Source organism: Streptomyces sp. HUAS 31 (assembly GCF_028198125.1).
Classification (GTDB): domain Bacteria; phylum Actinomycetota; class Actinomycetes; order Streptomycetales; family Streptomycetaceae; genus Streptomyces; species Streptomyces chartreusis.
In genome coordinates, this window is record NZ_CP116353.1 from 7,344,352 (window position 1) to 7,369,124 (window position 24,773).

The window sequence follows — 24,773 nt, forward strand, 5'->3', positions numbered from 1 at the left end:
CGCTCGCGTGCACGCCGTTCCCCTCCCTGGGAGCGGCGTGCACAGGTGTGTGCACGTACCCGGATCCGGTTCAACCTCTTGACGGGAGGCAACCCGAACGGCTCAGCTTAGAGTTCACTAGTTGGACACGAACGGGGCCTCATCGATGCGGTCCCGCGCGCAGGAGGTCGTCGTGGAGACTCCGGGGTCGCAGTCGTCGCTGCACCGAGCCAATCTGGAGCGGGTCGTGCGGGCCGTACGGCTGGCCGGATCTCTCACCCAGGCGGAGATCGCGAGGACCACCGGTCTGTCCGCGGCCACCGTCTCCAATATCGTCCGTGAGCTCAAAGACGGCGGAACGGTCGAGGTCACACCCACCTCGGCGGGTGGGCGGCGGGCTCGCAGCGTCTCGCTGAGCGGGGACGCCGGCATCGTCATAGGGGTCGACTTCGGCCATACGCATCTGCGCGTCGCGGTCGGGAACCTCGCCCATCAGGTGCTGGCGGAGGAGTCCGAGCCGCTGGACGTGGACGCCTCCTCGACGCAGGGCTTCGACCGCGCCGAACAGCTGGTCAACCGGCTGATCGCGGCGACCGGCGTCGACCGTTCCAAGATCGCCGGGGTGGGTCTGGGCGTGCCCGGCCCGATCGACGTGGAGTCCGGCACGCTGGGCTCCACCGCCATCCTGCCGGGCTGGACCGGCACCAAGCCCGCCGAGGAGCTGCGCGACCGCCTCGGGGTGCCCGTGCACGTCGACAACGACGCCAACCTGGGCGCCCTCGGAGAGCTGGTCTGGGGCAGCGGGCGGGGCGTGCGCGACCTCGCGTACATCAAGGTCGCCAGCGGTGTCGGCGCCGGTCTGGTGATCAGCGGCAAGATCTACCGCGGCCCGGGTGGCACTGCGGGAGAAATCGGGCATATTACTCTGGATGAATCCGGCCCGGTCTGCCGCTGCGGAAACCGGGGCTGCCTGGAGACCTTCGCGGCCGCGCGGTACGTGCTCCCGCTGCTCCAGTCCAGCCACGGCACCGATCTGACCATGGAGGGCGTCGTACGGCTGGCCAGGGACGGAGACCCGGGCTGCCGTCGTGTGATCGCCGACGTCGGCCGTCACATCGGCAGTGGAGTCGCCAATCTCTGCAACCTCCTGAACCCGAGCCGGGTGGTCCTCGGCGGTGATCTCGCCGAGGCCGGTGAGCTGGTCCTCGGGCCCATCCGGGAGTCTGTCGGCCGCTACGCGATCCCCAGCGCGGCGCGCCAACTGTCCGTTCTTCCCGGGGCACTTGGCGGCCGTGCCGAGGTGCTCGGCGCACTCGCGCTCGCACTCAGTGAGATGGGTGATTCGACCCTTTTGGATGGCACGCTGCACGCCGCCGCCCCTGCCTTCACTTAGAGAACGGATGGCACCGTTGCCAACCCGTTAAGGATTTACTTCTTGACGTCGCACGCGTGGCCGAGTTGACTTCCAGCCACCTCGGCCGCAAGGACGCGGCCTCGTCAGGGAGGTTTCTGAAGTGAACACGCGCATGCGTCGTGCCGCCGTTGCCATTGCCGCTGGTGCGATGGCTGTCTCGCTGGCTGCCTGCGGCAGCGCCGAGGAATCGGGCGGCAGCGACTCCACCGCCTCCGCGGCCAAGGGCGACGACATCAAGGTCGGTCTCCTGCTCCCGGAGAACCAGACGGCCCGCTACGAGAAGTTCGACCGGCCCCTGATCGAGCAGAAGATCAAGGAGCTGACGAACGACAAGGCCACGATCGACTACAACAACGCCAAGCAGGACGCCAACCTGCAGGCGCAGCAGGTCGACACCATGATCACCAACAAGGTGGACGTCCTGATCCTGGACGCCGTCGACGCCAAGGCGATCAAGAACTCCGTCCAGAAGGCCGTGGACGCCGGCATCAAGGTCGTCGCCTACGACCGCCTGGCCGAGGGCCCGATCAGCGCCTACACGTCCTTCGACAACGTGGCGGTCGGCAAGACCCAGGGTGAGGCCCTGCTGAAGGCCCTGGGTGACAAGGCCACCAAGGACTCCAAGGTCGTCATGATCAACGGTTCGGTGACCGACCCCAACGCCGCCATGTTCAAGGAGGGCGCGCACTCCGCCCTCGACGGCAAGGTCACCATCGCCAAGGAGTACGACACCAAGGAGTGGAAGCCGGAGAACGCCAACTCCGAGATGGAAGCGGCGATCTCCGCGGTCGGCAAGAACAACATCGCCGGCGTGTACTCCGCCAACGACGGCATGGCCGGCGGTATCATCACCGCGCTCAAGGCCGCGGGCATCAACGTCCCGGTCACCGGTCAGGACGCCGAGCTGGCCGCCGTGCAGCGCATCGTCACCGGCGAGCAGTACATGAGCGTCTACAAGCCGTACGCCCCCGAAGCCACCGCCGCCGCCGAGATGGCTGTCGCGCTCGCCCAGGGCAAGTCGCTCGACTCCATCGCCAAGGACAAGGTCGACAGCGGCAGCGAGAAGGGCATCCCGGCGGTCCTCGTCCCCGTCACCTCGCTGACGAAGGACAACATCAACGACACCGTCATCAAGGACGGCGTCTACACCGCGGACGAGATCTGCACCGGCAAGTACAAGGCCGCCTGCGACAAGGCCGGCGTCACCGGCTGACGTAGCGGTACAGCAGCCCCAGGTCCCTTTCCAAGTGCGGGAATTCGTCCTTGAATTCCCGCACGGGACATGACTGCACAAGACTCCTCCGGCGTCCCGCGTATACGTCAGCCCCGCAAGCTCGGCGCGGGGCGCCGGACGGAACCCCCAACTTTTCATTGCACAACCCTTCCGCCGGGTCAGGCGGCGAAGGAGATGGTTCACGTGTCCGCTACGCCCGTGCTGGCGTTGCGCGGGGTCTCCAAGCGGTTCGGTGCCGTTCAGGCGCTCACCGACGTAGAGCTTGAGGTCCACGCCGGTGAAGTGGTCGCCCTGGTCGGCGACAACGGCGCCGGAAAGTCCACGCTGGTCAAGACGATCGCCGGCGTGCACCCCATCGATGAGGGCGTCATCGAATGGGACGGCAAGGCCGTCTCGATCAACCGGCCGCACGACGCCCAGGCCCTGGGCATCGCGACGGTCTACCAGGACCTCGCGCTGTGCGACAACATCGACGTCGTCGGCAACCTGTACCTGGGCCGTGAGGTCCGCAAATGGGGTGTCCTCGACGAGGTCGAGATGGAGCGCCGCTCGCGCGAGCTGCTCCAGACCCTGTCGATCCGCATCCCCAGCGTGCGTATCCCGATCGCCTCGCTCTCCGGCGGTCAGCGCCAGACCGTGGCCATCGCCCGTTCCATGCTCGGCGAGCCCAAGCTGGTCATCCTCGACGAGCCCACCGCCGCCCTCGGCGTCGAGCAGACCGCGCAGGTCCTCGACCTGGTCGAGCGGCTGCGTGAGCGCGGGCACGCCGTGATCCTCATCAGCCACAACATGGCCGACGTGAAGGCTGTCGCGGACAAGGTCGCCGTGCTGCGCCTCGGCCGCAACAACGGCGTCTTCGAGGTCAAGACGACCTCGCAGGAGGAGATCATCTCCGCCATCACCGGCGCCACCGAGAACGCCGTGACCCGCCGTGCGGCGCGCACGAACGGGGAGGTTTCCAAGTGAGCATCGACAAGACCTCCGCGACGGCGCAGGACCACGAGGTACTCAACACCGAGGCCGCCTCGGCCGCGGTGACCGCGGTCGACCCGCGCCTGCTGGTGCAGGAGCAGGGCCTGGCCGGCTACCTCACCGAGTTCCGGCGCAAGCTGAAGGCCGGTGAGCTCGGCTCCCTGCCGGTCATCCTCGGCCTGGTCGTCATCTGCGTCATCTTCCAGAGCCTGAACTCCGCGTTCCTGTCCGCGCAGAACATCAGTGACATCACCGTCACGATGGTCGGCACGGGCATGATCTCGGTCGGCATCGTCTTCGTGCTGCTGCTCGGCGAGATCGACCTGTCCGTCGGTTCGGTCAGCGGCGCGTCCAGCGCCATCGCGGCCGTCCTCGCGGTGAACCAGGGCTGGCCCGAGTGGGCGGCCGTGCTCATCGCCGTCGCGGCGGGTGCCGTCATCGGTGCGGCCCACGGCTTCTTCTTCGCGGTGCTCGGCGCCCCGGCGTTCGCCGTGACGCTGGCCGGTCTGCTGTTCTGGCTCGGCTTCATGCTCCAGACGCTGGGCGAGAACGGCACGATCAACCTCGACAGCGACGGCCTGATCGGCAAGCTGACGACGTACTTCTTCACGGACGTGGCTGCCGCGTACGGCCTCGCGGCCGTGGTGACCGCGGTGTTCTTCATCACCTCGTTCCTGGGCAACCGCCGCCGCGAGGCCGCGGGCATCCCGTTCCGGCCGATGAGCGACACCCTCCTGCGCACGGGTCTGCTGGGCATCGTCTCCTTCGCCGCGGCGATCATGTACAACCAGTACAAGGGCCTGCCGCTGGCCACGGTGATCTTCTTGGTCTTCCTGGTCGTCACGGACTTCGTCCTCCGGCGTACCGCGTACGGCCGCAAGATCTTCGCGCTCGGTGGCAGTGTCGAGGCCTCGCGCCGTGCCGGTATCAACGTGACCACGGTGCGGATCACCGTGTTCGCCATCTCGGGTGGCTTCGCCGCGATCGGCGGCCTGTTCCTGGCCTCGAAGATCGCCTCCGCGAACCAGAGCGCCGGTACCGGTGACCTGCTGATGAACGCCATCGCGGCGGCCGTCATCGGTGGTACGTCCCTGTTCGGTGGACGTGGCCGCACGTGGAACGCGCTGCTCGGTGTGCTGGTGATCGTCTCGATCCAGTACGGCCTCCAGCTGGAGTCCATCGCCGAGCCGGTGAAGTACATGATCACCGCCGGTGTTCTGCTCACGACCGTCGTGATCGACTCGATCACCCGGAAGACGCAGAAGACCGCGGGTCGCGCATAGCGCGGAACACAGTAGCGCCGCAGGGGCGCGGGAGAACTGGCGAGTGCCGGTCCGTTGTGGCCGGTCGCGCAGTTCCCCGCGCCCCTTCGCGGTGTTGTGGTACAGGGCGTCACCGGGTAGAGCCGAATGCGTGATGTACGTCGCCGGGGCCGGGAACCTTCCGGCTGAGCGGAACATTAGACTCGACAAGCCCGGCAACAGCTCGAACAGCTCTACTGCAAGGAGGCACGGGTGCCGCTGCTGACCCGCATCACGGGACCGCGCGATCTGGACCGGCTCAGCCCTGAGCAGCTGGACCAGCTGGCCGAGGAGATCCGGACCTTCCTCGTCGAGGCGGTTTCCAAGACCGGCGGCCACCTCGGCCCCAACCTCGGTGTGGTGGAGCTGACCATCGCCCTGCACCGGGTCTTCGAGTCGCCGAAGGACAAGGTCCTCTGGGACACCGGCCACCAGTCCTACGTCCACAAGCTGCTCACCGGCCGCCAGGACTTCAGCCGACTGAAGATGAAGGGCGGCCTGTCGGGCTACCCCTCGCAGGCCGAGTCCGAGCACGACGTCATCGAGAACTCGCACGCCTCGACCGTCCTCGGCTGGGCCGACGGCCTCGCGAAAGCCAACGAGCTGCAAAAACGCGACGCCCATGTCGTCGCCGTCATCGGTGACGGCGCGCTGACCGGCGGCATGGCCTGGGAGGCGCTGAACAACATCGCCGAGGCCAAGGACCGCCCCCTGGTCATCGTCGTCAACGACAACGAGCGGTCGTACGCGCCGACCATCGGCGGCCTCGCGAACCACCTGGCGACGCTGCGCACCACGGACGGCTACGAGCGCTTCCTGACCCGCACCAAGGAGATCCTCGACCGCACCCCGGTCGTCGGCAGGCCCCTCTACGAGACCCTGCACGGGGCGAAGAAGGGCCTGAAGGACTTCATCGCCCCGCAGGGCATGTTCGAGGACCTCGGCCTGAAGTACGTCGGTCCGATCGACGGACACGACATCGAGGCCCTGGAGTCCGCGCTGGCCCGCGCCAAGCGCTTCGGCGGCCCGGTCATCGTGCACTGCCTCACCGAGAAGGGCCGCGGCTACCAGCCCGCCCTCCAGGACGAGGCCGACCGCTTCCACGGCATCGGCCCCATCCACCCCGACACCGGCCTGCCGATCAAGGCCTCGGGTGCCGACTGGACCTCCGTCTTCGGCGACGAGATGGTGAAGCTGGGCAAGGAGCGCGACGACATCGTGGCGATCACCGCCGCGATGCTCCAGCCGGTCGGCCTGAAGAAGTTCGCGGACACCTTCCCTGACCGCATCTACGACGTCGGCATCGCCGAGCAGCACGGCGCCGTGTCGGCCGCCGGCCTCGCCCACGGCGGGGTGCACCCCGTCTTCGCCGTGTACGCCACCTTCCTCAACCGCGCCTTCGACCAGGTCCTCATGGACGTGGCCCTGCACAAGTGCGGCGTCACCTTCGTGCTGGACCGCGCCGGTGTCACCGGCACCGACGGCGCCTCCCACAACGGCATGTGGGACATGTCGATCCTCCAGGTCGTCCCCGGCCTCAGGCTCGCCGCGCCGCGCGACGCCGACCAGGTGCGTGCCCAACTGCGCGAGGCCGTCCAGGTGACGGACGCGCCGACCGTCGTCCGCTTCTCCAAGGGCGCCGTCGGCCCCGCCGTGCCCGCCGTGGGCCGCGTGGGCGGCATGGACGTCCTGCGCGAGCCCGGCACCGACACCCCGGACGTGCTGCTGGTCTCCGTGGGCGCCCTCGCGCCGATGTGCCTGGAGATCGCCGGCCTGCTCGACAAGCAGGGCATCACCACGACCGTCGTCGACCCGCGCTGGGTCAAGCCCGTCGACGAGGCCATGGCCCCGCTCGCCGAGCGCCACCGCGTCGTCGTCACCGTCGAGGACAACTCCCGCGTCGGCGGCGTCGGCTCGGCCGTCGCCCAGGCCCTGCGCGACGCGGGCGTCGACGTCCCGCTGCGCGACTTCGGCATTCCGCCGCGCTTCCTCGACCACGCCTCCCGCGGCGAGGTCCTGGCCGAGATCGGGCTCACCGCCCCCGACATCGCCCGCCAGGTCACCGGTCTCGTCTCCAGGCTGGACGGCCGGTTCGACCGCACGGCCGCCGAGGTCGACTCGGTGGAGCCCGCGCGCGACTGACAACCGCTGACGGCCGGATGGGCCGGTTTCACCACCCATGACGGTGGCGAAACCGGCCCATCTGTGTGAATCCGCCCACGCCGGGGCAGGCGTATCACGCCCCCTCTCGATCATGTCGAGGACGACAAGTGGGAGGTACGACCCGTGAGCAGCACACTCTTCCGGACGAAGAGAGTCGAGCAGTCCATCCTCGATACCGAGGAGCCGGAGCACGCGCTCAAGAAGTCCTTGTCCGCGTTGGATCTGACCGTCTTCGGCGTCGGTGTCATCATCGGCACCGGCATCTTCGTGCTCACCGGCACCGTCGCGAAGGACAACGCCGGACCCGCCGTGGCCCTGGCGTTCGTCGTCTCCGGCGTCGCCTGCGCGCTGGCCGCGCTCTGTTATGCCGAGTTCGCCTCCACGGTCCCGGTGGCCGGGTCCGCGTACACGTTCTCGTACGCCTCGCTGGGTGAACTGCCCGCCTGGATCATCGGCTGGGACCTGGTCCTGGAGTTCGCGCTCGGCACGGCGGTGGTGGCCGTCGGCTGGTCGGGCTACATCCAGTCCCTCATGGACAACGCGGGCTGGACGATGCCCGACGCGCTGGGCAGCCGGGAGGGCGCCGACACCTTCGGGTTCGACATCCTCGCCGCCGCGCTCGTCCTGGTCCTCACCTTCATCCTCGTCCTCGGCATGAAGCTGTCCGCGCGGATCACGTCCCTGGTCGTCGCCATCAAGGTGGCCGTCGTCCTGACCGTGATCATCGCCGGCGCCTTCCTGATCGACGGCGACAACTACGACCCGTTCATCCCGAAGACGCAGACGGTGGAAGCCGCCAGCAATCTCGACGCCCCGCTGATCCAGCTCATGTTCGGCTGGGCCCCCTCCAACTACGGCGTGATGGGCATCTTCACCGCCGCCTCGGTCGTGTTCTTCGCCTTCATCGGCTTCGACGTCGTGGCCACGGCCGCCGAGGAGACCAAGAACCCGCAGCGCGACATGCCGCGCGGCATCATCGGCTCGCTCATCATCTGCACCACGCTGTACGTCCTCGTGTCCATCGTGGTCACGGGCATGCAGCACTACACCAAACTGTCCGTGGACGCCCCGCTCGCCGACGCGTTCAAGGACACCGGGCATCCCTGGTTCGCGGGCTTCATCAGCTTCGGCGCCGCGGTCGGCCTGACGACGGTGTGCATGATCCTGCTGCTCGGCCAGACCCGGGTGTTCTTCGCGATGAGCCGCGACGGACTGCTGCCGCGGTTCTTCTCCCACGTCCACCCGCGGTTCAAGACCCCGCACCGGCCGACCATCCTGCTCGGCGTGATCATCGCGATCCTCGCCGGCTTCACCCCGCTGACCGAACTCGCGGCCCTGGTGAACATCGGCACCCTGTTCGCCTTCGTGGTCGTGGCCATCGGCGTGATCATCCTCCGCAAGACCCGCCCCGACCTGCACCGGGCCTTCCGCACCCCGTGGGTGCCGGTCATCCCGATCCTGTCGGTGTGCGCCTCGCTGTGGCTGATGATCAACCTGCCCACCGAGACCTGGGTCCGCTTCGCCATCTGGATGGTCGTGGGCTTCGGCGTGTACTTCCTCTACGGCCGCTCCCACAGCCGCCTCGGACGGCACGAGGAGACGACCGAGGCCGAGGTCGAGAAGGGCAACGGCCCAGGCACCGCCTAGCCCGATCCGACGACTGCGGGCCGCGTACGGCAGCCGGCTACGGCCGGACCGTGCGCGGCCCTGCCACGTCCGCCCCCAACTCCGTCACCCGCCGACGCAGTTCCCGGTCCGCGGTCACCACGAGGCAGGTCCGCCCGGCCGCCCGCGCCACCAGCTCGACCATGCGGTCGTCCCCGCTCCCGGCGGCGGACTCCACCAGCACCCCCGGCACGCTCTGCACGCCCCGAGCGGCCCCCTCCACGACCAGCACGATCTCCACGGGCCCCGCGTGCCCCGGCACCCCGTCCGCCGCCAGCCGGTCCCGCAGCCGCTCCGCGGCCCCCCGCCGATCCCGCCACCACCCGTCGGGCACCGACCCGACGACGTTCGCGGCGTCGACGATCACGAGCAGGGGGACGTCAGCGGTCATGCGGCAAGGGTCGCACGGCGGCCGTGGGAGGCGACCGGCGCGCTCGCTGCCGGAACCGGCCTGCTGCCCCTTCGCCCCCGTGCGGGAATGGCCTGCTGCCCCTGCGACCCGTGCGGAACCGGCGTGCTGCCCCTTCGCCCCCGTGCGGGAATGGCCTGCTGCCCCAGCGACCCCGTGCGGGAACCGGCGCGCTCAACCTGCGGCTCCCTGACGGAGCCGGCCCGCTCACTCCGCGGCCCCCTCCTCGAAGCTCGCGAAGTACGCCGCCGCCATGTCCTCGTCGCCGTGCCCCTGCGCCGTCGCCCGTTCGAAGCGCTCCGCGCTCGCCGTCGCCACGTCCAGCTGTACGCCGTGCCGTTCGCCGGCCTCCACGATGAGCCGTGCGTCCTTCGCCGCCGTGCTCACCGCGAAGGCGGCCGGGGACAACCGGTCGTTCAGCACCAGGTCCGTCTTGGCCCGTAGGTACCCCATGTCGAGCGGCCCGCCGTCGATCACCTCGAAGAAGCGCTGCGGGTCCACGTCCAGTGCCTTGGACAGCGCGAGCACCTCACCGGCGGCGTTCGTCACGGCCAGCACCCAGCTGTTGGCGACCAGCTTCAGCCGGGTCGCACTGCCCGCCCCGCCGTCCTCGCCGGTCCACACCGTACGGGCGCCGACGGCGTCGAACACCGGCGTGACCTTCTCACGGCTCTCGGCGGGACCGGCCGCCAGGACGGTGAGCTGACCGGCCTCGGCGGGCTGGCGGGTGCCGAGGACGGGGGCGTCGTAGAAGACGAGGCCGTGCTCGTCGGCGAAGGCGACCAGCGCGGCGATGCCGTCGATCCCGGCGGTCGTCGACTGCATCCAGACGGCACCGGAGCGCAGTCCGGGCGCCGCCTCGCGCATGACTTCGAGCGTCGCGGGACCGTCGTACAGCATGGTCAGGACGACGTCGGCGCCCTCGACCGCCTCGGCGGGGGAGTCGGCGACGAAGGCGCCGTCGGCGGCGAGCGGCTGGGCCTTGGCCCGGGTGCGGTTCCAGGCGCGGACGCTGTGCCCGGCCTTCGCGAGGTTGCGGGCCATCGCGGCGCCCATGATGCCGGTGCCCAGGACGCTCACGGTGAGCTTGTCGGTCATGACGTCGAATTCCTGTTCTCGTGCGGACGTTGCTGCTCTGATCCAGCTTGCCCCGGGTACACGGGGATGCTGCGGACCCCACGACACGGAGGGGGAGTTGGTGACATCGGCCGCGGTCACGGCATCGCATGCCGAGAACCCGGGGCCGGGACACCGGCGCCGGTCCGCCCCGCATATGGTGATCCGGTGAACGGCGACTGGCTCATCCGCGGCCGTGACGGCCGCCTCAGCGTCTATCTGCCGACCGAGGACGCCGTCCTGTGCCGGGCGGAACTCGGTCCCGGCGGCCCCTGGGAACCCCCGCGCAAGGTCGGCGGCGACCAGAAGCTGCGCCCCGGCCCCGCGGTCGGTCAGGGTGCCGACTCCTACGCCCATCTGGCCGCCTGGCGGCCCACCAAGGAGGGTGAGGCGGGCCTGGTGCACTCCACGCACTTCCGGCCCCGGCTGGCCCCGCTGGACTGGGCGTCCATCGGTCACCCGGACAAGGCTGGCGACCGCACCGGCACGCCCGCCGTCACGGTGGACGCGCAGGGCCGGGCGCACGTCTTCGTGCGCAACCGGGAGGGCGGCGTCAGCATGCGCGGCCAGAAGGAGGTCGGCGGCTGGGGCCCGTGGCGCGACCTGAAGGGCGCCGAGGTCGACGACCGGCTGGCAGCGGTGACGGGGGAGTCGGGACGGGTCGAGCTGTACGCGGCCGTCCCCGGGGCCCTGCTGCACTGGCGGCAGGAGAAGCCGGGCAGTGTTCCGGTCCTGGAAGAGGCGATGGAGACGCCGGTGCGGGCGGGCACCCTGCACGCCCTGGCGACCTCCGCGGAGCACACGACCCTCTTCTACGCCGACGACTCCGGCGACCTGTGCGCCTGGCGCCCCGGCACCAAGCCGGTGAACCTCCTGACGTCCGCGGGGCCCGGCCCGGTCACCGCGATCCGCTGCGAACTCGACGGCCACGACTGCACGTTGCTCGCCCAGCGCTCGACGAGCGGCCGTGTGGCCTTCGCCGCGTACCCGACGGAGCAGGAGTCGGCGGGCGCGTGGTGGACCGAGTCGGGCCCGCAGCTCCCGGCGGACGCGGTGGTGGCGATGGCGGTGGACGAGGACGGCCGGGTCGTGGCGGCAACGCTGTCACCGTCGACCGACCAACTCCTCATCACCCGCCGCAAGGACGAGCCGGGGCTGGCCCTGGAGGCGTGGCGGGAGGTCTGACCGCCCTCGCCCCGGCACAACGGACGCGAAAGGGCCCCTGCCGGAGCAGGGGCCCTCACTCGCGTACGAGTCGTGTTACGCCGGAACCGACGCCACGCCCGGAGCCAGGAACTTCTTGCCGTTCACGCGCTCGGAGACACCCTCGCGGTCCAGGTACGGCGTGATGCCGCCCAGGTGGAAGGGCCAGCCGGCGCCCGTGATCAGGCAGAGGTCGATGTCCTGGGCCTCGGCGACGACACCCTCGTCGAGCATGAGCCCGATCTCCTGGGCGACGGCGTCGAGGACCCGGTCGCGGACCTGCTCCTCGGTCAGGACGGAGTCGCCCTGCTTCAGCAGCGCGGCGACCTCGGGGTCCAGCTCCGGCTTGCCGGAGTCGTAGACGTAGAAGCCGCGCTTGCCCGCCTTGACGACGGCCGCGAGGTTCGGGGAGACCGTGAAGCGGTCCGGGAAGGCCCGGTTGAGGGTCTCCGAGACATGCAGACCGATCGCGGGACCGACCAGCTCCAGGAGGACGAGAGGAGACATCGGCAGGCCCAGAGGCTCCACCGCCTTCTCCGCGACCTCGACCGGGGTGCCCTCGTCGATGACGTTCTGGATCTCGCCCATGAAGCGGGTGAGGATGCGGTTCACGACGAACGCCGGGGCGTCCTTGGTGAGGACCGCGGTCTTCTTCAGCTTCTTGGCGACGGCGAAGGCCGTGGCCAGCGAGGCGTCGTCCGTCTTCTCGCCGCGGACGATCTCAAGGAGCGGCAGGACCGCGACCGGGTTGAAGAAGTGGAAGCCGACGACCCGCTCGGGGTTCTTCAGCTTCGACGCCATCTCGGAGACCGAGAGGGACGAGGTGTTGGTGGCGAAGACGGCGTGCGCCGGGGCGACCGCCTCGACCTCCGCGAACACCTGCTGCTTGACGCCGATCTCCTCGAAGACGGCCTCGATGATGAAGTCCGCGTCCGCGAAGCCCTCGGCCTTGTCCAGGACACCGGTCACCAGCGCCTTGAGGCGGTTGGCCTTGTCCTGGTTGACACGGCCCTTGCCGAGCAGCTTGTCGATCTCGGCGTGGACGTAGCCCACACCCTTGTCGACGCGCTCCTGGTCGATGTCCGTGAGGACGACCGGGACCTCAAGGCGGCGCAGGAAGAGCAGCGCGAGCTGGGAGGCCATCAGACCGGCGCCGACGACACCGACCTTGGTGACCGGGCGGGCCAGGTTCTTGTCCGGCGCGCCGGCGGGGCGCTTGCCGCGCTTCTGCACCAGGTTGAAGGCGTAGATGCCGGACCGCAGTTCGCCACCCATGATCAGGTCGGCGAGCGCCTTGTCCTCGGCGTCGTAGCCCTGCTGGAGGTCGCCGTTCTTGGCGGCGGCGATGATGTCGAGGGCGCGGTAGGCGGCCGGAGCGGCGCCGTGCACCTTCGAGTCCGCGACGAAGCGGCCCTTGGCGACGGCCTGGTCCCAGCCCTCACCGCGGTCGATCACCGGACGCTCGACCTCGACGTCGCCCTTGAGGACGTTCGCGGTCCAGATCAGCGACTGCTCCAGGAAGTCGGCGCCCTCGAAGATGGCGTCCGCGATACCGAGGTCGAAGACCTGCTGGCCCTTGAGCTGCTTGTTCTGGTTGAGGCTGTTCTCGATGATCACCTGGACGGCCTTGTCGGCGCCGATCAGGTTCGGCAGGATCGTGCAGCCGCCCCAGCCCGGGACCAGGCCCAGGAACACCTCGGGGAGCGAGAAGGCGGGCAGCGCCTTCGACACGGTCCGGTACTCGCAGTGCAGACCGACCTCGACGCCACCGCCCATCGCGGCACCGTTGTAGTACGCGAAGGTCGGGACCGCGATACCGGCGAGGCGCTTGAAGACCTCGTGGCCGCCCTTGCCGATGGCCAGCGCGTCCTTGTGCTCCTTCAGCAGCTCGACGCCCTTGAGGTCGGCGCCGACGGCGAAGATGAACGGCTTGCCGGTGATGCCGACGCCGACGATGTCGCCGTCCGCGGCCTCCTTCTCGACCTGGTCGATGGCGGTGTTGAGGTTCGCCAGCGAGGCCGGGCCGAAGGTGGTCGGCTTGGTGTGGTCGAAGCCGTTGTCCAGCGTGATGAGCGCGAAGCGCCCGGCGCCGAACGGCAGGTCGAGGTGGCGCACGTGCGCCGACGTCACGACCTCGTCGGGGAACAGCTCGGCCGCACCCTTCAAAAGCTCAGCGGTGGTGCTCACTTGCTGCCTCCGTCGAAGTTCGGGTTCTCCCAGATGACCGTCGCGCCCATGCCGAAGCCGACGCACATGGTGGTCAGGCCGTAGCGGACGTGCGGCTGCTCCTCGAACTGGCGGGCCAGCTGGGTCATCAGACGGACGCCGGAGGAGGCGAGCGGGTGGCCGAAGGCGATGGCGCCGCCGTACTGGTTGACGCGCTCGTCGTCGTCGGCGATGCCGTAGTGGTCGAGGAAGGCCAGGACCTGGACGGCGAAGGCCTCGTTGACCTCGAACAGACCGATCTCGGAGATGTCGAGGCCCGCCTTGGCGAGGGCCTTCTCCGTGGCCGGGATCGGGCCGTAGCCCATGACCTCCGGCTCGACGCCCGCGAAGGCGTAGGAGACCAGGCGCATCTTCACCGGGAGGTTGTTCTCGCGGGCGAAGTCCTCGGAGGCGATGAGGGAGGCGGTGGCGCCGTCGTTCAGACCGGCCGCGTTACCGGCGGTGACCCGGCCGTGGACGCGGAAGGGGGTCTTCAGACCGGAGAGGTTCTCCAGCGTGGTGCCCGGGCGCATCGGCTCGTCGGCGGTGACCAGGCCCCAGCCCGTCTCGCCGGCCTCGGGGTTGGTGCGGCGCACGGAGATCGGGACCAGGTCGGCCTGGATCTTGCCGTTGGCGTACGCCTTGGCGGCCTTCTCCTGCGAGCGCACGGCGTACTCGTCGGCGCGCAGCTTGGTGATGTGCGGGTAGCGGTCGTGCAGGTTCTCCGCAGTCATGCCCATGAACAGGGCGGACTCGTCGACCAGCTTCTCGCTGACGAAGCGCGGGTTGGGGTCCACGCCCTCGCCCATGGGGTGGCGGCCCATGTGCTCGACACCACCGGCGATGGCGATGTCGTACGCCCCGAAGGCGACCGAACCGGCAACCGAGGTGACGGCGGTCAGGGCGCCGGCGCACATGCGGTCGATGGAGTAGCCGGGCACCGACTGGGGCAGACCGGCGAGGATGCCGGCCGTACGGCCGATGGTCAGGCCCTGGTCGCCGATCTGCGTGGTCGCGGCGATGGCGACCTCGTCGATCTGCTTCGCGTCGAGACCGGGGTTGCGGCGCAGCAGCTCCCGGATCGCCTTCACGACGAGGTCGTCGGCGCGGGTCTCGTGGTAGATGCCCTTCGGGCCCGCCTTGCCGAACGGGGTGCGGACGCCGTCGACGAAGACGACGTCCCTGACGGTACGAGGCACGATGGCTCTCCTCCAGAGGTGCGGGATCTGCACTGCTGCGGCACGCAAGCGCTGAGCGCGCGCTCAGGCCCATGCTACTTATGAGTAACGTAGCTGCACAGTCCTGGAGGGTGGAGCGGCGAAGGTCACACACGAACGGTGCTCACCGAGGTGGCGCCGTGGACCCCCGAGGAGTCAGCACCGGAGTGGGCACGGGATGCGATCCGGCCCCGTCCCCCATGATCACCCCGAACAGGGTCCGCGCCACCTCCGCCCCGAACCCGTGCACGTCATGACTCATCGCGGACAGCGTCGGATGCGTCAGCCGGCACAGCTGCGAGTCGTCCCAGGCCAGCAGCGACACGTCCTCCGGCACCCGCAGCCCCATCTCCGCGGCCACCGCCAGCCCCGCCACCGCCATGATGTCGTTGTCGTACACGATCGCCGTCGGCCGGTCCTCCGGTGACGCCGCCAGCAGGGACCGGGTCGCCCGCGCCCCCGCGTCGCCCGAGAAGTCCGTCGCGACCTGCCACGCCCCGGCCAGCGCGAGCGCCCCCGCCGCCTCGTCGAACGCGGCCGTACGGATGGCCGTGTGGCCGAGGGCGGCAGCCCCGCCCACCCGTGCGATCCGCCGGTGCCCGAGCGCGGCCAGATACCGCACGGCCTCCGTCACGGCGGTGGCGTCGTCCGTCCACACCGACGTCAGCCCGCCGGTCAGCGACGGGTGCCCGACCGCGACCACCGGCATCCCGAGCCGCTCGGCCATCGCCACCCTGGGATCGTCCGCCCGGAAGTCGACCAGGATCGACCCGCCGATCTGCCGCCCGCGCCACCAGGTGTCCTGGAGCCCGGCCTCCTCCTCCACGGTCCGCACGAGACGCAGCAGCAGCGAGCAGGAGTGCTCGGTCAGCACGCTCTCCACGCCCGAGATGAACTCCATGTAGAACGGTTCGAGCCCGAGCAGCCGGGCCGGCCGGCAGATCGCCAGCCCCACCACGTCCACCCGCGACCCGGCCAGCGTCCGGGCCGTGAGGTTCGGCGCCCAGCCCAGCTCCCGGGCGGCCCGGAAGATCCGGTCCCGGGTCGCCTCGGACAGTCCGGGCTTGTGGTTGAAGGCGAGGGAGACCGCGCCCTTGGACACACCGGCGCGCGCGGCGACGTCCTTGATGGTGACGCGCGAGGTCGTCATCGGGAGGGCTCCATGCAGTACAGGGCGGACCGGGCGGCGGCCGCGTCAGGAGTCTCCCAGCCGCTCACCCCGATGGTCACCTCCTCGCCCGGCAACAATGTCACCAGCCCCCGGTCGGCCCGGGCGTCCGGGTGCAGCCGGTCGGCCTGGAGCAGCAGGTCCCGCACCAGGGTGCGGGCCGTGACCAGCACCCCGCCCGGCACGAGCGCGACGTCGAACTCCGGCCGGGGATACGGTACTTCGCGATCCGGCGCGGGGAAGTGCACGGCACGTGAACCGTCCGCGTCCACCACGAGGAACTCCTTAGGTCCGACGGGTTCCAGCTCCTTCGGTACGCCGATGCGGGCCACCGCACGCCGCTCGGCACCGAAGCCCGCACTCGCCTCGCCGAGCACCGCCCCCTCGACCGACATCCGCCGCAGCCTCGCCGTCCCGGTCCAGGCCACGCCCGCCTGATTGACGACGGCCAGCTCCAGCCCCTGCTCCCGCACCCCCAGCGTGATCAGCCGGTCCGCGTACAGCCGCCGCAGCTCGTGGTACAGCGGCTTCTCCCGCCCGTCCCCGTCGATCGCCGCCCAGGACGTCACCGGCCAGCAGTCGTTGAGCTGCCAGAGGACCGTGCCCGCGCACACCGGCCAGTTGGACCGCCAGTGCTCGATCCCGGCCGCGACGGCCCGCGCCTGATTGACCTGGGTGAGGTAGTGCCAGCGGTCGAAGTCCTGCTCGGAGTCCTTCTCCGGCAGGGCGAAGTACCGCTCCAGCCCCCGCCTCAGCTTCCCGTTCCCGTCGTCCGCCTTCTGATGGTGCAGCATGCCGGGGGAGTCGGGCGCGAGCTCCTCGTCCGGCAGCGCCCGCCGCAGCGTGGCGTACGCGGGCGGCGCCTGCCAGCCGAACTCGGCCACGAAACGCGGCACGCTCAGCCGGTAGTCGGCGTGGTCCTCCCGGTTCCACACCTCCCAGGAGTGGTGCGTGCCGTGGGCCGGATCGTTCGGATGCCGGTCCCACGACCCGGACCAGGGGCTGCCCGCGGTGTACGGCCGCGTCGGATCCAGCTCGGCCACCACCCGCGGCAGCATGCCCAGGTAGTACCCCTCGCCCCAGGAGTCCCCGGCCAGCCGCGGCTCCCAGTCCCAGTCCCGGAACCCCCACAGGTTCTCGTTGTTGCCGTTCCACAGCACCAGCGAGGGGTGCGGCATCAGCCGTACGACGTTCTCGCGGGCCTCGGCCTCGACCTCCCCGCGCAGCGGCTGCTCCTCCGGATAGGCCGCGCACGCGAACGGGAAGTCCTGCCACACCAGCAGCCCCAGCTCGTCACAGGCGTCGAAGAAGTCCTCGCTCTCGTAGATCCCGCCGCCCCAGACCCGTACGAGATCCACGCCCGCGTCGGCGGCCTGCCGCAGCCGGGTGCGGTACCGCTCGCGGGTCACCCGGGACGGGAACACGTCGTCCGGGATCCAGTTGACGCCCCGCGCGAAGAGCCGTTCGCCGTTGACGACGAGGGTGAAGCCGGTGCCGTGCTCGTCGGCGGAGCGGTCGAGCCCGACGGTCCGGAAGCCGATCCGGCGGCGCCACACATCCAGCGGGGCGTCGCCGTGCAACAGCCGCAACTCGACGTCGTACAGGGGCTGTTCGCCGTAACCCCGCGGCCACCACAGCCGTACGTCCGGCACGGTCAGCCGTACCGTCCCGCCCGTCCCCTCGATCTCGGCCCGCGCCCGGACCCCGCCGACCGTCGCCTCGACCGTAAGCGGCGCCTCGACCCGGGTCCGCTCCACGTCGACCGCCAACTCGACCTGTCCGGCGCCCTGTTCGACGCCCGCCACGGGCCGCACGCGCGCGATCCGTGCCGTCGACCACTGCTCCAGCCGCACCGGCCGCCAGATCCCGGCGGTCACCAGGGTCGGTCCCCAGTCCCAGCCGAAGGAGCAGGCCATCTTGCGGAGGTACTGGTAGGGCTCGGCATAGGCGGCGGGCCGTTCGCCCAGCCTGCCGCGCATGGCCTCGGCCTCGGCGTACGCGGAGGCGAACCGCACCGAGAGCCGCCCGCTCAGGCCCGTGACGTCGAAGCGGTAGGAGCGGTGCATGTTCCGCACCCGGCCCAGGACCCGGCCGTCGAGCAGGATCTCGGCGACGGTGTCGAGCCCGTCGAAGACGAGGTCGGTCTGCTCATGGGCGGAGGCGGCGTCCAGGTCGGTCTCGTACGTCCAGTCCCGCCGCCCCACCCACGCCACCTCGGTCTCGGCCCGCCCGAGAAAGGGGTCCGGGATCACGCCGGCGGCCAGCAGGTCGGTGTGCACACAGCCGGGCACGGCGGCCGGCAGCGCCGCCGCCCCGTCGGGGTGTCGCAGGATCCATCCGTCGGTGAGTGGTGTCGCCTGAAGCATGCGCGCACTCCTAAACCGATTCATCCCAGTACTGGGAAACAGTTTGGCATCGTTGGCGAGATAGGGACTTTACCGGTTAAGAAAACGTTGTCAGAGTTCCGAACCAGCCAACCCGCACATGCTCGTCCTCGTCCGTCCCCAGAACGGAGCTGACGCACATGAACCGCCGTACAGTCCTCGCCATCACGACAGGTGCCGCCCTGCTGCTCGCGGCGTGCACCGGCACCGGAGGAAGCTCGAAGGGCGCGGAGGCCAAGGCGCCCGACGACCCGTCAGAGGTGAGCGGCACCATCACGGTCCTCACCCATCGCACCGACCTCGTGCAGGACGGCACGATGAAGGCGTACGCCGCCGAGTTCGGCAGGACGTACCCGAAGGTGAAGGTCGAGTTCGACGCCGTCACCGACTACGAGGGCGAAGTCAAGATCCGTATGAACACGGAGAACTACGGCGACGTCCTCATGATCCCCGGCGTGATCGAGAAGAAGGACTACCCGAGGTTCTTCGCCTCCCTCGGCACCCCGGCCGAGCGGAGCAAGAAGTACCGCTTCACCGACTACACCACCGTCGACGGCAAGGTCTACGGCCAGAGCCCGCTCGGCGCGGTCCCCGGCTTCATCTACAACAAGAAGGTCTGGCAGCGGGCCGGCGTCACCGACTGGCCCACCACACCGGACGAGTTCCTCGCCGACCTGAAGGCGATCAAGTCGAGGACCGACGCGGTCCCGTACTACACCAACTTCAAGGACATGTGGCCGCTGACCCAGTGGACCCAGGTCAACGGCTCGGTCAGCTGCGACGAACAGGCCACGACCAGGCTCGCCGAGGGCGACCCGTGGGCCGAGGGCGCGGACCTGCGCACCGCCGACACCCTGCTGTACGACATCGTGCGCGAGCAACTGGTCGAGAAGGACCCCACGACCACCAACTGGGAGGCGTCCAAGCCCCGTATCGCCAAGGGCGAGATCGCCACGATGTGGCTCGGCTCCTGGGCGGTCATCCAGATGCGGGGCGCGGCCGAGCAGGCCGGCGCCGACCCCGACGACATCGGGTTCATGCCCTTCCCGGCGCAGCGGAACGGAAAGTTCTGCGCGGTCGCCCTGCCCGACTACAACCAGGCCGTCAACATCCACTCCGAGCACAAGGAGGCGGCCCGCGCCTGGGTCGACTGGTTCACCGACAAGTCCGGCTACGCGGCGGACAACCTGGCGCTCTCCCCGCTCAAGGACGCCCCGCTGCCCGACGTCCTCGCGCCCTACGAGGAGCAGGGCGTCGAGCTCCTCGACCTCGACGACACCAAGGGCGCCGAGGTGAAGGCCATCGACAACAGGTCCGAGGTCGGCATCAACAAGCCGGACTACCGCCAGGACCTGGTCGATCTCGCACGCGGCGCCACCAAGGGCAGCCTGGACGACTTCCTGGCCGGCCTCGCCAAGAAGTGGACCGACACACAAGCGTCCCTGGGGTCCTGATGACGGACACCACCGAGAAGGCGGCCGCCCCGCCGGCCCCGGGACCGGCCGCGCCCGAACCGGCCCCCGCCCCGCGCGCGGCACGGCTGTGGCGCGGGGCCACCCCCTGGCTGTTCCTGCTCGCGCCGCTCACCCTGCTGATCGTCTTCACCTACGCGCCGATCGCCAACATGGTCGCCTACAGCTTCACCGACTGGGACGGCGTGAGCCCCGAGCTGCACTACACCGGCGCGGGGAACTACACCGAACTCTTCACCCGCTCCGACCTGTTCGAGGTGTTCTGGGTGAGCGGCTACTACCTGGCGGCCTCCGTCGTCCAGATCGTCGCCGCCCTGTACTTCGCGACGGTCCTGAGCTTCAACGTCCGCTTCCGGAACTTCTTCAAGGGCGTGCTGTTCTTCCCGTACCTGATCAACGGCGTCGCGATCGGCTTCGTCTTCCTGTACTTCTTCCAGGACGGCGGCACCCTCGACTCGGTGCTGAGCCTGTTCGGCGTGCACACGGACCGCGCCTGGCTGGGCACCCCGGCCGCCGCGAACACCTCGCTCGCGGCGGTGTCCGTCTGGCGCTACCTGGGCCTGAACTTCGTCCTCTTCCTCGGCGCGATCCAGTCGATCCCGGGGGAGCTGTACGAGGCCGCCGAACTGGACGGGGCGAACCGCTGGCACCAGTTCCGCCACATCATCGCGCCCGGCATCAAGCCGGTGCTGTCCCTGACCGTGATCCTGTCGATCTCCGGCTCGCTGTCGGTCTTCGAGATCCCGTACATCATGACCGGCGGGGCGACCGGCACCGAGACCTTTGTGATCCAGACCGTGAAGCTGGCCTTCCAGTTCAACAAGACGGGGCTCGCCTCGGCGGCCGCGGTCGTGCTGCTGCTGATCGTGCTGGCGGTGACCTGGGTGCAGCGGCGCCTCGTCCCCGACGACAGGGCGGACCTCGTATGACGCGCCGTAGCGTGGCCCGCACCCTGATGTACGTGTCGCTGATCGCCGCGACGGTGGTGGTCCTGCTCCCGCCGGCGGCCGTGGTCCTTACGTCCCTCAAGTCGGAGCGGGAGATGGCGGACGGCAGCGGGGCCCTCGCCCTCCCTGACGATCCGCTGAACTTCTCCAACTACGCGACGGCGTTCCAGGACGGCCGTATGCTCTCGGCCTTCGCCAACACGGCGGTCATCCTGCTCTTCGCCATCGGCGGCACGGTCCTCATCGGCTCGATGACGGCGTACGCCATCGACCGCTTCGCGTTCCGCTTCAAGAAGCCGGTCGTGGCGCTGTTCCTGGTCGCCGCGCTGGTCCCCGGCGTCACGACCCAGGTGGCGACCTTCCAGATCGTCAACAGTCTCGGCATGTTCGACAGCATCTGGGCGCCGATCGTCCTGTACATGGGCACGGACATCGTGTCGATCTACATCTTCCTCCAGTTCGTCCGCTCCATCCCGGTCTCCCTGGACGAGGCGGCCCGCCTGGACGGCGCCAACGCCTTCACGATCTACCGCCGGATCATCTTCCCGCTGCTGAAGCCGGCGATCGCGACGGTGGTGATCGTCAAGGGCATCACCACCTACAACGACTTCTACATCCCGTTCCTGTACATGCCCTCGGAAGATCTTGGCGTGATCTCGACGTCGCTGTTCCGCTTCAAGGGCCCGTTCGGCGCCCACTGGGAAACGATCTCGGCAGGAGCGGTCCTGGTGATCCTGCCGACACTGATCGTCTTCCTGTTCCTCCAGCGGTTCATCTACAACGGCTTCACGAAGGGAGCGACGCGGTGAGAACCGGGGGCGCGGGCGGCCGCACGACTAGGCGGACAGGGCGGCCACCAGAACCGGCGTGACCTGCTCGACCTGCCAGGGCCGAGCCCCGTGACCGGCAAGCGCCTCGGCGACCGTCTCCGCGCTCACCTCCTTCGGCGGCTCCCAGCAGACCCGCCGCACGGTGTCCGGGGTGATCACGTTCTCCTGCGGCATGTTCAGCTGCTCGGCCAGCGCCGACACCGCGGCCCGCGCGGCGGAGAGCCGGGCGGCGGCGGCCGGATCCTTGTCCGCCCAGGCCCGCGGCGGAGGCGGCCCCGCGACGGGCTGGCCGGGGGTCGGCAGCTGGGCCTCGGTCAGGGCCTTCGCACGGTCGACGGCGGCCTGCCACTGCTCCAGCTGGCGGCGCCCCATGCGATGCCCGAAGCCGTTGAGCGCGGCCAGGGCGTGCACATTGCCGGGCACGGCGAGCGCGGCCTCGACGATGGCCGCGTCGCTGAGCACCTTGCCCGGGGACACATCCCGCTTCTGGGCGATCCGGTCCCGGGCCTGCCACAGCTCCCGCACGACACCGAGCTGCCGGCGCCTGCGCACCTTGTGCATGCCGGACGTCCGCCGCCAGGGGTCCTTGCGCGGCTCGGCGGGCGGCGCGGACGCGATCGCGTCGAACTCCTGCCATGCCCACTCCAGCTTGCCCTGCCGGTCGAGCTCCTTCTCCAGGGCGTCGCGCAGGTCCACGAGCAGCTCGACGTCCAGGGTCGCGTACCGCAGCCAGGGCTCCGGCAGCGGGCGGGTCGACCAGTCGACGGCCGAGTGGCCCTTCTCCAGCACGAACCCGAGAACGCTCTCGACCATCGCGCCGAGGCCCACGCGGGGGAAGCCGGCGAGGCGTCCGGCGAGCTCGGTGTCGAACAGCCGGGTCGGCACCATGCCTATCTCACGCAGGCAGGGCAGATCCTGGGTGGCGGCGTGCAGCACCCACTCCACTCCGGACAGCGCCTCGCCGAGGCCGGACAGATCGGGACAGGCCACGGGATCGATCAGCGCGGACCCCGCGCCCGCGCGGCGCAGCTGCACCAGATAGGCACGCTGGCCGTAGCGGTAGCCGGACGCGCGTTCGGCGTCGACGGCGACCGGGCCCGAGCCGGCGGCGAAGGCGGCGATCACCTCGGCGAGCGCGTCCTCGTCGGCGATCACGGGCGGAATGCCCTCGCGGGGCTCCAGCAAAGGGATCGGCGCCTCTGTAACAGAAGATCCGTCGTCTTCCGGAGGGGCGCCTCCGGTGGTTCGCAGTGAACTGTCTGCTGCGGTTTCTTGGGCGTCGGTCACATGTCAAGGGTATCTGTGTATGGACGGCGCCCGCCGACGGAACGTTCCGTCGGCGGGCGCTCAAGGGTCGTAAACCAGTCAGTCAAGTGAAGGATCCGGCTCACGACGGATAGGGGACGGGGGCGGGATCAGCGGCCGATCCTGTTCACGTCAGTGAATGATCAAGCGTTGAATCGTCGGTGGCGGGCTGGAGGGGGACGGGCTCAGTGGATGATGCCGGTGCGCAGCGCCACGGCGACCATACCGGCGCGGTCGCCGGTGCCGAGCTTGCGGGCGATGCGGGCGAGGTGGCTCTTGACGGTCAGGGCGGACAGGCCCATCGAGACGCCGATCGCCTTGTTCGACTGGCCCTCCGCCACCAGCCGCAGTACCTCGACCTCACGGCCGGACAGTTCGCGGTAGCCGCCCGGGTGGCTCGGGGCACCCGGGTGGCGACGGTGCATACGGGCGGCGGCGGCGCCGATGGGGGCGGCACCGGGGCGGGTGGGGAGCCCGACGTTGGTGCGGGTGCCGGTGACGACGTAGCCCTTCACACCGCCCGCGAGGGCGTTGCGTACGGCGCCGATGTCGTCGGCGGCGGACAGGGCGAGGCCGTTCGGCCAGCCCGCGGCGCGGGTCTCCGACAGGAGGGTGAGGCCCGAGCCGTCGGGCAGGTGGACGTCGGCGACACAGATGTCGCGGGGGTTGCCCACGCGAGGACGGGCCTCCGCGATGGACGAGGCCTCGATGACATCGCGCACACCGAGCGCCCAGAGATGACGGGTGACGGTGGAGCGGACGCGCGGGTCGGCCACGACCACCATGGCGGTCGGCTTGTTCGGGCGGTAGGCGACCAGGCTTGCGGGCTGCTCGAGGAGAACGGACACCGGGCCTCCTGGGGTGCGGGGACGGCTTTCAAGGTCACAGTCGTCTTCGGCACCAAACCTCTGGCCCTTTAGGGAAAGATCACGATTTAGTGAGTAACAATTGGGGCAATTCGGACACGTGGTCGATCGTTCGGGGAGTAATTCGCTTCGATCATGGACTGTTTCCTGACCGAAAGTGGCCGTATCGACAAAGTGACGGTCAAGGTTCCGGCCGTCGGATGCCGTGCGTGTTTATCGGGACTGCGGGTCGCGGCGCTGAGGCAGCGTCACGACCGACGCGTCACCCGGACCGGCCGGCGGCAGGCCCGCGATCTGGGCCAGCAGATCGCACCAGGACGCCAGATGGGCCGCGGTGTCCGGGACGCCGCCCAGGCCCTCACGCGGGGTCCAGGAGGCACGGATCTCGATCTGCGAGGCCGCCGGGCGCTCGGACAGGCCGCCGAAGTAGTGGGAGCTCGCCCGCGTGACGGTGCCGCTCGGCTCGCCGTACGACAGCCCCCGCGTCTGGAACGCGCCGGTCAGCCAGGACCAGCACACCTCCGGCAGCAGCGGGTCCGCGGCCATCTCCGGCTCCAGCTCCGCGCGGACCAGGGTCACCAGCCGGAAGGTGCCCCGCCAGGCGTCGTGGCCCGACGGGTCGTGCAGCAGCACCAGCCGGCCGTCGGCCAGATCCTGGTCGCCGTCGACGACCGCCGCCTCCAGGGCGTACGCGTACGGGGCCAGGCGCTGGGGCGCCTTGGTCTGCTCGATCTCGATCTGCGGCCGCAGGCGACTCGCCCGCAGTGCCTCGACAGCGGCACGGAACGCCGCTGGAGCCGTACTGTGCGAATGCCGGTCCCCCTCCCCGGCCTCCTTCGCGTCATCCATTCCGCCAGTGCCGTCCGACAGTCTTCCCTGAGCCGCAGCCATGCCGGGAAGATTAAGGGGAACGCGGGCTTCGT

Annotated in this window: 19 protein-coding genes; 10 read left to right on the forward strand and 9 right to left on the reverse strand. The window is 70.0% G+C overall.

The window, feature by feature from the left end; all coding sequences use genetic code 11:
- Positions 1-172 precede the first annotated feature (172 nt).
- The 6 genes from PGH47_RS32600 to PGH47_RS32625 all read left to right on the forward strand — a co-directional run bounded on the left by PGH47_RS32600 (position 173) and on the right by PGH47_RS32625 (position 8,710).
- Positions 173-1,372, forward strand: coding sequence for an ROK family transcriptional regulator (locus tag PGH47_RS32600; RefSeq protein ID WP_271668199.1), 1,200 nt, complete (start codon positions 173-175; stop codon positions 1,370-1,372).
- 133 nt (positions 1,373-1,505) lie between these two features.
- A complete protein-coding gene (locus PGH47_RS32605) occupies positions 1,506-2,606 on the forward strand; it encodes a substrate-binding domain-containing protein (protein ID WP_271668200.1) in 1,101 nt (366 codons plus the stop codon).
- Positions 2,607-2,801: 195 nt separating this feature from the next.
- Positions 2,802-3,593 (forward strand): ATP-binding cassette domain-containing protein, encoded by a 792-nt coding sequence (locus PGH47_RS32610; protein ID WP_163017046.1) that lies wholly within the window; start codon positions 2,802-2,804, stop codon positions 3,591-3,593.
- Positions 3,590-4,882 carry a sugar ABC transporter permease gene (locus tag PGH47_RS32615; protein WP_107907633.1) on the forward strand — a complete coding sequence of 431 codons (1,293 nt, stop codon included), beginning with the start codon at positions 3,590-3,592 and terminating at the stop codon, positions 4,880-4,882. Before PGH47_RS32610 ends, PGH47_RS32615 begins: the two co-directional genes overlap by 4 nt.
- A 231-nt stretch (positions 4,883-5,113) precedes the next feature.
- Entirely contained in the window at positions 5,114-7,042 is a 1,929-nt protein-coding gene (gene dxs, locus PGH47_RS32620; protein ID WP_271666350.1) for a 1-deoxy-D-xylulose-5-phosphate synthase, read from the forward strand.
- A gap of 144 nt (positions 7,043-7,186) precedes the next feature.
- Positions 7,187-8,710, forward strand: a complete 1,524-nt coding sequence (locus tag PGH47_RS32625; protein WP_271666351.1) for an amino acid permease — start codon at positions 7,187-7,189, stop codon at positions 8,708-8,710.
- Positions 8,711-8,747: 37 nt separating this feature from the next.
- Here the strand turns inward: PGH47_RS32625 and PGH47_RS32630 are convergent, their stop codons facing one another.
- Together PGH47_RS32630 and PGH47_RS32635 are read right to left on the reverse strand one after the other, a co-directional pair.
- Positions 8,748-9,119 carry an NTP pyrophosphohydrolase gene (locus PGH47_RS32630; protein ID WP_271666352.1) on the reverse strand — a complete coding sequence of 124 codons (372 nt, stop codon included), beginning with the start codon at positions 9,117-9,119 and terminating at the stop codon, positions 8,748-8,750.
- A gap of 225 nt (positions 9,120-9,344) precedes the next feature.
- Entirely contained in the window at positions 9,345-10,277 is a 933-nt protein-coding gene (locus PGH47_RS32635; protein WP_333938221.1) for an NAD(P)-dependent oxidoreductase, read from the reverse strand.
- Positions 10,278-10,421: 144 nt separating this feature from the next.
- Between PGH47_RS32635 and PGH47_RS32640 the strand changes: the two genes are divergently transcribed.
- A complete protein-coding gene (locus PGH47_RS32640; protein ID WP_271666354.1) occupies positions 10,422-11,438 on the forward strand; it encodes a hypothetical protein in 1,017 nt (338 codons plus the stop codon).
- A gap of 75 nt (positions 11,439-11,513) precedes the next feature.
- Here the strand turns inward: PGH47_RS32640 and PGH47_RS32645 are convergent, their stop codons facing one another.
- The 4 genes from PGH47_RS32645 to PGH47_RS32660 form a co-directional block, all read right to left on the reverse strand.
- Positions 11,514-13,643 (reverse strand): 3-hydroxyacyl-CoA dehydrogenase NAD-binding domain-containing protein, encoded by a 2,130-nt coding sequence (locus PGH47_RS32645; RefSeq protein WP_271666355.1) that lies wholly within the window; start codon positions 13,641-13,643, stop codon positions 11,514-11,516.
- Positions 13,640-14,860 (reverse strand): thiolase family protein, encoded by a 1,221-nt coding sequence (locus PGH47_RS32650; protein ID WP_030952690.1) that lies wholly within the window; start codon positions 14,858-14,860, stop codon positions 13,640-13,642. The genes PGH47_RS32645 and PGH47_RS32650 overlap by 4 nt, the downstream gene beginning before the upstream one ends.
- Before the next feature lie 142 nt (positions 14,861-15,002).
- On the reverse strand, positions 15,003-16,028 hold the full coding sequence (locus tag PGH47_RS32655) for a LacI family DNA-binding transcriptional regulator (protein ID WP_271666356.1): 1,026 nt from the start codon (positions 16,026-16,028) through the stop codon (positions 15,003-15,005).
- On the reverse strand, positions 16,025-18,412 hold the full coding sequence (locus PGH47_RS32660; protein WP_271666357.1) for a glycoside hydrolase family 2 protein: 2,388 nt from the start codon (positions 18,410-18,412) through the stop codon (positions 16,025-16,027). Before PGH47_RS32660 ends, PGH47_RS32655 begins: the two co-directional genes overlap by 4 nt.
- A 158-nt stretch (positions 18,413-18,570) precedes the next feature.
- On the opposite strand from PGH47_RS32660, the gene PGH47_RS32665 reads away from it, so the two are divergent.
- Genes PGH47_RS32665 through PGH47_RS32675 form a run of 3 tightly spaced genes read left to right on the forward strand, consistent with a single transcriptional unit; the run spans position 18,571 to position 21,658 of the window.
- The gene (locus PGH47_RS32665; RefSeq protein ID WP_271666358.1) at positions 18,571-19,884 is read left to right on the forward strand and encodes an ABC transporter substrate-binding protein; all 1,314 of its coding nucleotides are present in this window, start codon (positions 18,571-18,573) and stop codon (positions 19,882-19,884) included.
- Positions 19,884-20,831 carry a carbohydrate ABC transporter permease gene (locus tag PGH47_RS32670; RefSeq protein ID WP_271666359.1) on the forward strand — a complete coding sequence of 316 codons (948 nt, stop codon included), beginning with the start codon at positions 19,884-19,886 and terminating at the stop codon, positions 20,829-20,831. Before PGH47_RS32665 ends, PGH47_RS32670 begins: the two co-directional genes overlap by 1 nt.
- Positions 20,828-21,658 (forward strand): carbohydrate ABC transporter permease, encoded by an 831-nt coding sequence (locus PGH47_RS32675; RefSeq protein ID WP_271666360.1) that lies wholly within the window; start codon positions 20,828-20,830, stop codon positions 21,656-21,658. Before PGH47_RS32670 ends, PGH47_RS32675 begins: the two co-directional genes overlap by 4 nt.
- Positions 21,659-21,685: 27 nt before the next feature.
- On the opposite strand, the gene PGH47_RS32680 is transcribed toward PGH47_RS32675, so the two are convergent.
- From PGH47_RS32680 to PGH47_RS32690, 3 genes are all read right to left on the reverse strand, one after another.
- Positions 21,686-22,966 (reverse strand): ribonuclease D, encoded by a 1,281-nt coding sequence (locus tag PGH47_RS32680; protein ID WP_271666361.1) that lies wholly within the window; start codon positions 22,964-22,966, stop codon positions 21,686-21,688.
- Between the two features lie 203 nt (positions 22,967-23,169).
- Positions 23,170-23,832, reverse strand: coding sequence for a response regulator transcription factor (locus PGH47_RS32685; protein WP_030967662.1), 663 nt, complete (start codon positions 23,830-23,832; stop codon positions 23,170-23,172).
- A gap of 231 nt (positions 23,833-24,063) precedes the next feature.
- Positions 24,064-24,741, reverse strand: coding sequence for a DUF3000 domain-containing protein (locus PGH47_RS32690; RefSeq protein ID WP_271666362.1), 678 nt, complete (start codon positions 24,739-24,741; stop codon positions 24,064-24,066).
- Positions 24,742-24,773 lie beyond the last annotated feature (32 nt).

Excerpts from the sequence above, each read along its gene's own strand:
- PGH47_RS32605 (WP_271668200.1), top strand. The coding sequence starts at position 1,506 with ATGCGTCGTGCCGCCGTTGCCATTGCCGCTGGTGCGATGGCTGTCTCG.
- PGH47_RS32610 (WP_163017046.1), top strand. The coding sequence starts at position 2,802 with ATGGTTCACGTGTCCGCTACGCCCGTGCTGGCGTTGCGCGGGGTCTCC.
- PGH47_RS32630 (WP_271666352.1), bottom strand. The coding sequence starts at position 9,119 with ATGACCGCTGACGTCCCCCTGCTCGTGATCGTCGACGCCGCGAACGTC.
- PGH47_RS32655 (WP_271666356.1), bottom strand. The coding sequence starts at position 16,028 with ATGACGACCTCGCGCGTCACCATCAAGGACGTCGCCGCGCGCGCCGGT.
- PGH47_RS32660 (WP_271666357.1), bottom strand. The coding sequence starts at position 18,412 with ATGCTTCAGGCGACACCACTCACCGACGGATGGATCCTGCGACACCCC.
- PGH47_RS32665 (WP_271666358.1), top strand. The coding sequence starts at position 18,571 with ATGAACCGCCGTACAGTCCTCGCCATCACGACAGGTGCCGCCCTGCTG.
- PGH47_RS32670 (WP_271666359.1), top strand. The coding sequence starts at position 19,884 with ATGACGGACACCACCGAGAAGGCGGCCGCCCCGCCGGCCCCGGGACCG.
- PGH47_RS32675 (WP_271666360.1), top strand. The coding sequence starts at position 20,828 with ATGACGCGCCGTAGCGTGGCCCGCACCCTGATGTACGTGTCGCTGATC.
- PGH47_RS32690 (WP_271666362.1), bottom strand. The coding sequence starts at position 24,741 with ATGGCTGCGGCTCAGGGAAGACTGTCGGACGGCACTGGCGGAATGGAT.